The sequence below is a fragment of the Streptococcus sp. P25B114 genome (genome assembly GCF_053010325.1).
In genome coordinates this window covers 1-9,030 of record NZ_JBRKNW010000032.1, presented here as the reverse complement: position 1 = coordinate 9,030, position 9,030 = coordinate 1, and the positions used below count along the sequence as shown (strand labels likewise).

Annotated in this window: 7 protein-coding genes and 1 pseudogene; 2 read left to right on the top strand and 6 right to left on the bottom strand. The window is 46.6% G+C overall.

All coding sequences use genetic code 11. The features are described 5' to 3' along the window. Positions 1–61: 61 nt before the first annotated feature. Positions 62–451, top strand: coding sequence for a GNAT family N-acetyltransferase (locus tag ACVC7T_RS10695; protein ID WP_447262934.1), 390 nt, complete (start codon positions 62–64; stop codon positions 449–451). Positions 452–479: 28 nt separating this feature from the next. On the opposite strand, the gene ftsY is transcribed toward ACVC7T_RS10695, so the two are convergent. The 5 genes from ftsY to rnc are packed head-to-tail and all read right to left on the bottom strand — an operon-like array spanning position 480 to position 7,715. Then, positions 480–1,883, bottom strand: a complete 1,404-nt coding sequence (ftsY, locus tag ACVC7T_RS10690) for a signal recognition particle-docking protein FtsY (protein ID WP_172094810.1) — start codon at positions 1,881–1,883, stop codon at positions 480–482. Between the two features lies 1 nt (position 1,884). Then, a complete protein-coding gene (locus ACVC7T_RS10685; RefSeq protein ID WP_447262933.1) occupies positions 1,885–2,697 on the bottom strand; it encodes a Cof-type HAD-IIB family hydrolase in 813 nt (270 codons plus the stop codon). After that, the gene (locus ACVC7T_RS10680) at positions 2,687–3,496 is read right to left on the bottom strand and encodes a Cof-type HAD-IIB family hydrolase (protein ID WP_447262932.1); all 810 of its coding nucleotides are present in this window, start codon (positions 3,494–3,496) and stop codon (positions 2,687–2,689) included. The genes ACVC7T_RS10685 and ACVC7T_RS10680 overlap by 11 nt, the downstream gene beginning before the upstream one ends. After that, positions 3,493–7,026, bottom strand: coding sequence for a chromosome segregation protein SMC (gene smc / locus ACVC7T_RS10675; RefSeq protein ID WP_447262931.1), 3,534 nt, complete (start codon positions 7,024–7,026; stop codon positions 3,493–3,495). The genes ACVC7T_RS10680 and smc overlap by 4 nt, the downstream gene beginning before the upstream one ends. 2 nt (positions 7,027–7,028) lie before the next feature. Further along, positions 7,029–7,715 carry a ribonuclease III gene (rnc, locus tag ACVC7T_RS10670; RefSeq protein WP_105111663.1) on the bottom strand — a complete coding sequence of 229 codons (687 nt, stop codon included), beginning with the start codon at positions 7,713–7,715 and terminating at the stop codon, positions 7,029–7,031. Between the two features lie 270 nt (positions 7,716–7,985). Between rnc and ACVC7T_RS10665 the strand changes: the two are divergent. Further along, a pseudogene (locus ACVC7T_RS10665) lies at positions 7,986–8,780 on the top strand (IS982 family transposase); the annotation flags it as partial. 25 nt (positions 8,781–8,805) lie between these two features. On the opposite strand, the gene ACVC7T_RS10660 reads toward ACVC7T_RS10665, so the two are convergent. Beyond that, positions 8,806–9,030: transposase (locus ACVC7T_RS10660; RefSeq protein WP_447262930.1), on the bottom strand; the 225-nt coding region annotated here is incomplete at its 5' end.

Here is a 9,030-nt window from a genome sequence, read left to right as displayed (position 1 = left end):
GTATTTTTCTATGATGCGGAGCATTATTTTTGTTTTTAAGTGCTTGCTTTAATTCTTCAACTTGTGTCTGGGTAAATTCTTTTGTCATAATACTATCATATCGCTATTTTTGATTTTTGTTAAGTATAAGCAACCTATTGGAGATATTTCCGTTGTCTGTCTAGATGAACGGGTACAGTCTGCTGAATTAGGTTGGGTGTTAGGTAGCAGGTGGTGGGGCCAAAGTTATATGGCCGAAGCTCTTGAAGCTATTAATCACTATTTATTGGAGGAAGTGGGTTGTTTACGGATTACAGCTGTTCACGATAGTGAGAACCGTCCGTCTGGTCGCGTCATGGAAAAAGTCGGCATGACCTACGAAGGAACTCTCCGCCAAGCCGCTCGAAACAATCGTGGTATTGTAGATATTGCCATTTACTCCCTACTGCATACAGATAAGAAAAGTCGCTAGTTTTTCAACTAACGACTTTTTTTCAATATTACACCAATCCCTCTAAAAGTCCACGCATGAACTCTTCGGATTTAAATTCTCCAATGTCATCGATTTTTTCACCAAAACCTATCAGTTTAACAGGAATATCCAACTCCTGACGAATAGCAAGAACGACGCCACCTTTTGCAGTACCGTCTAGCTTGGTCAAAACAAGACCTGTCAATGGAGTAATTTTCGCAAATTCCTTGGCTTGACTAAGGGCGTTTTGTCCTGTCGAGGCATCTAGTGCTAAGAGGGTTTCATGCGGTGCATCAGGTAAGGTCCGTTTGATGATGCGACCGATTTTTTCCAGCTCTGCCATAAGGTTATCTTTATTCTGCAAGCGACCTGCTGTGTCAATCATGAGAATATCCACGCCTTCTGCCACGGCACGTTTGACCCCATCAAAAACCACACTAGCTGGGTCTGACTTTTCAGGTCCTGTGACCACTGGCACATCGACACGGCGACCCCACTCGACCAGCTGGGCTACCGCACCCGCACGGAAGGTGTCCGCTGCGACCAACATGACCTTCTTGCCAGCCTGCTTGTACTTGTAGGCCAACTTACCGATAGAGGTGGTCTTCCCAACCCCGTTGACACCGACAAAGAGCATGACTGTCAAATCATCTTGGAAATTGATCTGCTCGCTGAACTGACCATCTTTTTCGTAGATATCCACTAACTTTTCGATGATAACTCGGCGGAGTTCTTCCGTCTTTTTAGCCTTCTGTAGCTTGGCTTCATAGCGGAGCTCCTCTGTTAGCGTAGAAGCAACCTGCACCCCTACGTCTGACAAAATCAGCATTTCTTCCAACTCTTCGAAAAATTCCTCATCAACCGAACGGAAATTAGCAAAGAATTCATTGAGCCTTGCTCCAAAGCCTGTGCGGGTCTTTTTCAAGGTCCGCTGGTATTTGTCCTGCTCACTTTCTTGCTCTACTGGAACAACTTCCTCAACAGGCTCTTCTTTGGCCTTGGTTTGAATAGCTGGGTCAAGCCCCAGCTCCTGTGCTTCTTTGACACGGGCCGCAGCAGCCTCCTTGGCAGCATAATACTGGGCCATCATATCCAAAGTCCGTTGTTTTTGAGCTTCTTGCTCCGGTGTCAAGACCGGCTCAGCGCTTGGCTCAGCCTGCGGTTCATCTGTAACTTGGATGTCCGAAACTTCCTCATCTGGCACAAGGCTCCCCGCCCCTTGTTCTTCTTGAACAGGCTCTACCAGACTCTCCTCAGTGTTTTCTTGCCCATCCGAAATTTCTTCTGTAACTTCTTCTGCAACAGTCATCGGCTGAGCAATATCCTGCTCAATGTCTTGCTCTTCAACAAGATTATCCAACTGCGTCTCTTCTGACGTCGCTAGATCCTGCTCTTCGATCTTTTGTCCAAATAATCGATCAAATAATCCCATACTAGTCCTCGTTTAATACATAATGTTCGATTGCCCAGGCAATCCCATCCTCATCGTTGGTTTTTGGCAGAACAAGCTTGGCTGCCGACTTGATTTCATCAGTTGCGTTGGCCATGGCAACACCCAAACCTGCCCATGCAATCATAGACAAGTCATTACCTTCATCACCACAGGCCATGACTTCTGACTGGTCAATGCCCAGATGCCCAATCAATTTTGCTAACCCATTAGCCTTGTGAACGCCTTTGGGGCTCCATTCTAAGAGAATATCCCGCGATTTGAAAATCTCGAATCGCTCATACAATTCCGCAGGGATTTTCGGAATCTGTTCATCCAAGAAATCCGCCGCCACTGCTGAAACCGCCTTGTTGTAGGTCAAATCAGTTGGCAAGTCCGCATCGGTCGTTTCAATATTATTGAGCAAGGGATTGGCAGTCAGATAGAGAGATTCATTGGCTGCCGGAAGAGAATAGACATCCCCACCATAGAGAACATCCAAAGGCAGGTCCAATTGATTGGTCACCTGACGAATGGCACGAACATCGTCGATGCTAAAGCCTGTTTTATCCAAAATGCGGCCTGTATTTTCCTGTACTAAGCCACCGTTGAAGGTAATGGAATACTGACCTTCGCCCAGCAAATCCAGCTCCTCCAAAAACGTTCCTATGGCTTGCAGGGGGCGCCCTGTTGTCAGAACGACGTACACACCCTTGTCACGCGCTGCTCGCAGGGCTTTTTTATTTTCCTCAGAAATCCTCTTGTCAGACGTCAACAAGGTTCCGTCTAAATCGAGTGCAACTAACTTAATTGCCATATACTACCTCCTCCAAATAGGTCAAAACTACATCGTCATTGCAGTGACCGATAATCTTATCTGCGACTGCCTTGACTTCAGGGCGAGCATTCTCCGTCGCAATGGCCAGGCCAGCAAATTCCAGCATTTCCAGGTCATTTTGATTGTCCCCGAAAGCTGTTACATCCTCTGCCGTCAATCTAAGATGCTGACAAAGATGACCAAGACCGACCGCCTTGTGCACACCTGATAGGATAATGTCAATAGAGGTAAATCCTGTTGTTACCGCTGAAAGATTACCAAAATGCTGGTTGATCCAATCCTGGGCCTGCTGGCGTTTTTCCTCCGCAACATAGATGTTGAGCTTGATGACCTCCTCCGTCACCTGTTCAAAAGAAGCTATCAGACGAATATCTTGATAATAGCCCGACAAATCACGCAAAAGATCGTCCTCAACAGCTTCCAGCATATAAGAACCCGACAAACTAGACAGGGTGACATGGTGAGCTTCCACAATTCCACTGGCCACCAGCTCCTCAATCAGCCTCAAATAAACCGAGCTCGGAATAGGATTGTCCATAAAAATCAGCTCATCCTGATAGGACACAACCGCCCCATTTTCCGCCACAAAGGCGATACGATGTTCAAATCCCGCAAAAACTTGCTTCAAGCTGGGGTAGGACCGACCGCTGGCAGCCACAAAAAGATAATCCCTATCCTCAAAAGCATCCAATAGCCGGCCAAACCGCTCCTTATCAAAGCTATGGTCCTCTCGCAAAAAAGTCCCATCCATATCACTAGCAAATACTTTCTTTATCATAGTTTCTCCACATCTTTCAGTTTGACGGACACAATCTTGGACACGCCCGACTCCTGCATGGTCACACCATACATGGCATCTGCCGCCGCCATGGTCCCCTTACGGTGGGTCACGACGATAAACTGGCTCTCCTTATCAAAACGATTGAGATAATCCCCGAAACGCTTGACATTGGCCTCATCCAAAGCCGCCTCCACCTCGTCCAGAATAACAAACGGGATGGTCTTGACACGGATAATGGAAAATAGCAGAGCGAGAGCCGAGAGGGCCTTTTCGCCACCAGACATAAGGTTGAGCGACTGGATTTTCTTCCCCGGAGGCTGGACAGAAATTTCCACCCCCGCAGTCAAAATATCATTGTCAGTCAGTATCAAATCCGCAGAACCTCCGCCAAACATCTGTCTGAAAGTCAGCTTGAAACTACCGCGAATTGCCTCAAAGGTAGCCTTAAAGCGTTCCTTGACCTCGTCATCCATCTCATGAATGGTCTCCAGCAGTAAATCACGCGCCGACAAAATATCTGCCCGTTGCTCATTAAGGAAAATCAAGCGATTGTTGACTTCATCGTACTGCTCAATAGCATCCAAATTGATAGGTCCTAGCGCTCGAATAGCTCGTTCCAAATCCTTGAGCGCCTGCTCAGCCAGTGGCAAATCCTCAACAAGTCTTGCCTGAGACTGGGCCGCCTCAAAGGTCAGTTTGAATTGCTCGGTCAGATTGGTCAATAAATGACGCAGTCTGTCACCGACCTGCTCCACATCGGCCTCCAACTTGGCCTGCTTGCGAATGAGGTCGTCATTCTTGGTACGCGCCAGTTGCAAACGCCCTTCCAAATCCTCAAATTGCCCCTCAATATCTTCTAATTCAAACTTGAGGCGGATGAGAATCTGATTGGTATCAGTCTGCTTGGTCGTCGCGGCCTGCAATTGTTCCTCCAGAACATCCAGACTGGTATCTTCCAGGGCAACCAATTTTTGGTCAATGACATCCTGCAACATCAGGATTTCCTTTTCAATCGCCACTTGTTCGTCCTGCAAACGGCGGTGATCCGTCTGTTCAAAGCGCAGTTGACTGGTCCATTCCGTCTGTTCCAAGGTCAACTGACCCTTCTGATTGCGCAGGCGCTCCAAACTTCCTTGGATGCTGTCGCGATCGTCTCGCACCTGTTGGATTTGCTCTTCTAATTGTGTTTTCTTCTGGTTTAAACTATCAACCAGTGTAATTTCCTTGTCCGCCTGCTCCTGCAATTCTGATAGGATTTCTGGACTGACTTGGCTGATTTGCAAGTCATAGCGCGCTCTTACCTGCACCAAGTGTTGCTCGGCTTGTTCCAGATGGATCTGAGCAGATTGTTGGGCCAGACGCGCCTCCTCACCTTGAGATTTAATTTCTTCAAGTGTAGATCTTGTCTGGTCCAAATCTTCTTTTCGGCTGGCAACAAGGCTTTCCTGCTCCTTCTGCTTACGAGACAGCTCTGCTATTTCGCCCACAAGGGCATCCAATTCCGGCTTGATAAAGGTCGTATTGTTGTTGCGGTTGCTACCCCCGGCAAAGGCACCACCGGGACGGATTTCAGAACCATCCATAGTGACTATCCGCACCTGAAACTTTGTCTCTCGCGCCGCTTGATTGGCTTGATCAATGGTCTCAAAAATGGCAATGGTGCCCAGTAGATTTTGGAAAATATTTTCCAAATGTGCTTGGTAGGTCACCAAATCACTGGCCATGCCCAAAAAACCGGGTGTCGCCTGCAAAATTGCCAGCTGCTGATTCGCCAAACTACGAGGTTTAATGGTCGTCAAGGGCAGGAAGGTCGCCCGACCCTGACGCTTGTCTTTCAGATAAGCGATTGCCCGCTTGGCAGTCGACTCATCCGCTACAATGACGTTCTGGCCGGCACCACCCAAGGCGATTTCCAGTGCCATCTGATAGCGTGTATCAAAGGTCAATTGCTCGCTGACCGCACCAATAATGCCACCGATAGTCGGTGCTGCCTGCAAGACCGCCTTGACACCTGCATAAAAGTTTGAATGATTTTTTAAAATGGCCTCTAAACTTGACTGGCGCGCCTGCTTAGACTTAATCGCATCCAAGAGGTCGAACATAGCCGACTGTTGCTCCTTGTAAGCTTGCTCCGCTTGGCTCACCTGCATTTCTGCCTGACGGTAATCGGTCAAGAGGTCTCGCAAATGCTGTTCGGTCTCGGCTAATCTGGTCTGACCGGCTGCCTGCTCTTTCTCTGCTGTCTCTTTTTCAGCCTGCAAGCGGGTCAATTCCTCCGACTTGCTTTCTGATAGGCTGATTTGATTGGCAATGTCCTGCTGCAATTTAGTCAAGTGGTTGGACGCCTCCGCCTCCGCCTGCATAAGGGCTACATATTGCTCCCGCAGATGGTCCAAGACTTGGTCTGGATCTTCTGAAAAATAAGAAATTTCCTTGTCCACGACCGCAATCTCTGCCTTTAAGGCAGACAATTTTTCTTCCAACTCTATCATGGCCGCGGTCTTTTTCGCCACTTCTTCTCTTACCGTAGCCAATTTGTCCTGCATGCTTTGCAGGCGGACTTCTGCCTCTTGGCGACTGGTTTCATTCTGGCTGGACTCCAACTTATGGACTTCGATTTTTCGTTCCAAGTCACTGATTAACTTGGTCAAGTCCAAGAGGACAGCCTGTTCCCGCTCCATTTGCTGGGTCAAAGCATGACGATGTGATTTCAGGTGCTGATTTTCCTCTTCCAGCTGGTCACGCTGTTGGTAATAGGTGGTCAAATCCGCCTTGACCTGATCCAATTCTGCTTCCTTAGCTGTTAATCTTTCCTTGCTCCCTTTGAGCTGGGCCACCAAGACATCCAAATAGAGCTCCTTGCGCTCTGCATCCAATTCCAAAAATTTCTTGGCCGTCTGCGCTTGTTTTTCCAAAGGCTTGACCTGATTGTCCAACTCATAGATAATATCGTCCAAACGATCCAAATTTCCCTGAGCCTGGGCTAACTTGCTCTCGGTTTCTTTCTTTCTGGTCTTGTACTTGAGGACGCCAGCTGCCTCCTCAAAAATAGCTCTGCGTTCTTCCGGCTTGGAATTAAAAATCGCCTCAACCCGACCTTGGGAAATAATCGAAAATGAATCCCGTCCCAGACCAGTATCCATGAAAAGGTCATGCACATCCCGCAGGCGAACTTTTTTCCCGTCAATCAGATACTCGCTGTCGCCCGACCGATAAATCTGGCGCTCCACCTTGATTTCTTTTTCCTTCCCAGCAATAAAGCCAGAAGAATTATCCAGCGTCACCGTCACCGATGCGTAATTGAGCGGCTTCCGATTTTCCGTCCCTGCAAAGATGACATCCGGCATCTTGCCACCACGTAGGCTTTTAGCAGACGACTCACCCAGTGCCCAACGCAGACTTTCTGTAATATTGGACTTGCCTGAGCCATTGGGACCGACAACGGCCGTCACTCCACGGTCAAAAACCACCTTGGTCTTGTCCGCAAAGGACTTAAAGCCCTGCATTTCAATTGATTTCAGATACATACTTATCCTCTAGCCTCCACAGCATTTTTTGCGGCGGCTTGTTCAGCTAATTTCTTGGATCGACCAGCACCACGACCGATGACACGACCGTCTGCTGATACTTCGACTTCAAAGGTCTTGTCATGAGCAGGTCCAGACTCCGCAACGACTTGGTAGGAAATCACAATCTCTCCGTTGACCTGCAAGAGTTCTTGCAAGGTTGTCTTGTAGTCTGTCACCCGCTCGAAATTCCCCACTTCTAGGCGCGGTATCATCACCTTGTGCAGAAATTCCTCTACGGTCTTTTCGCCCTTATCCAATAGCAGAGCTCCTAAGAAAGCCTCGAAAGCATCCCCAAGAATGGTGTCGCGATTGCGTCCACCAGACTTTTCTTCCCCCTTGCCCAATCGTAGGAATTTATCAAAGCCACAGGCTCGTGAAAATCCTGCCAAAGACTCTTCCCGAACAAAGGTCGAACGCATCTTGGACATCTCGCCCTCCGGACGATCTGGATATTTCTTGTACAAATATTTTGAAATCATTAACTGAAGAACAGCGTCTCCTAAAAATTCCAAGCGCTCATTATGTGAAATTTTTAGAAGGCGATGCTCGTTGGCATAAGATGTGTGGGTAAATGCTGTTTCCAATAGGCTCAAATCTGAAAAATCAATCTCGTAATCTGCCAGTAATGTTGCGTGTAACTCTCGCATGATGTGCTCCTTTCCGGCCTCCTGACCAAAGAAAACCTATTCTATATTATACCATAGATTCCACATATAGCGGGAAAGCAACCTTGGAACAAAGGTATAAAAAGACCTTGTACTCTCTCAGTACAAAGTCCTACTAAATACCCGTTGTGCTAGTTAATTCTAGCCAAATAAAAAAACTTTGCGTATCATAAACTCAAAACAACCACGAAATGAGGGAATGATATGCAAAGCCAACATTATTATCTCGCAAATCCCAATTAAACACATGTTATTTTTTCAAAAATCTTTACCCAAGTTCTCGCTTTATATGAGCGATTTGTTCCCCAGGAGGTTCGAAATCGGCGAAACATCCACCTACAAAAACAGTCTGATGTCGTTATTATCGCTAATTATCTTTGGGCAATTCAAGAGGGCTGCCGGACGGCAAGTGCTATTTACCGTGCGATTCGTCATAATCTCTTCCCTGACAAGTTCCCAGAATACTCTCGATTTTTCCGTATCTGTCAAAATCTTGCTCAAAGTATTCAACGTATGCGCTATTTTATGGTCTTAGATCTTTGTCAAACCTGCTCGTTCGGCTTGATTGACAGCTTTCCTTGTGCCCTATGTCACCCCATTCACAACATGAGAGCTACATTGTTGTCAGAGGTGGCAGACATTGGCCATAATGCAACTAAGAAAATCCATTATTATGGCTTGAAATTTTCAGTTCTTGTCAGCAATAGTGGGTTTCCTATTGATTATGTTGTCACACCCGCATCTATTTATGATGGCGATGTTGCTTTGGAGCTACTTGAAAATAGCCCATTTCCAATCGTTTATGGAGATAAAGGATATGTGGATAGACAGACAAAGGCAGCGTTAGCAGACTGTGATATCCAGTTAATTTCTCAACTCAGAAAAAACATGATGGATTATTCATGGCTAGAAAATTACAAAATAAGTCGATTGAGGAAACCAGTGGAGACCGTATTTTCTAGCTTAGAGCAGTTTGGAATGGAGGCTTTACGTTGCCGAAACATTCAGGCGCTCAAAGTTAAGACAGAAGCTATATTACTTGTGTACTGACCCAAAAAAGTTGGACAAATAATTATTGAAAGGATTTAGTTCTGTATTGGACAGGACTAAGTCCTTTTAATTTTGCTTTGATTCGTTTGTTGTTATAGTAAAAAATATAATCAGTGATAACTTTCTCCAGTTGATCCAGAGACTTGAAACTCTTTTCAAATCCGTAAAACATTTCTGTTTTCAAGACGCCAAAGAAAGACTCCATCATCCCATTATCTGGGCTATTCCCTTTGCGGGACATGGATGG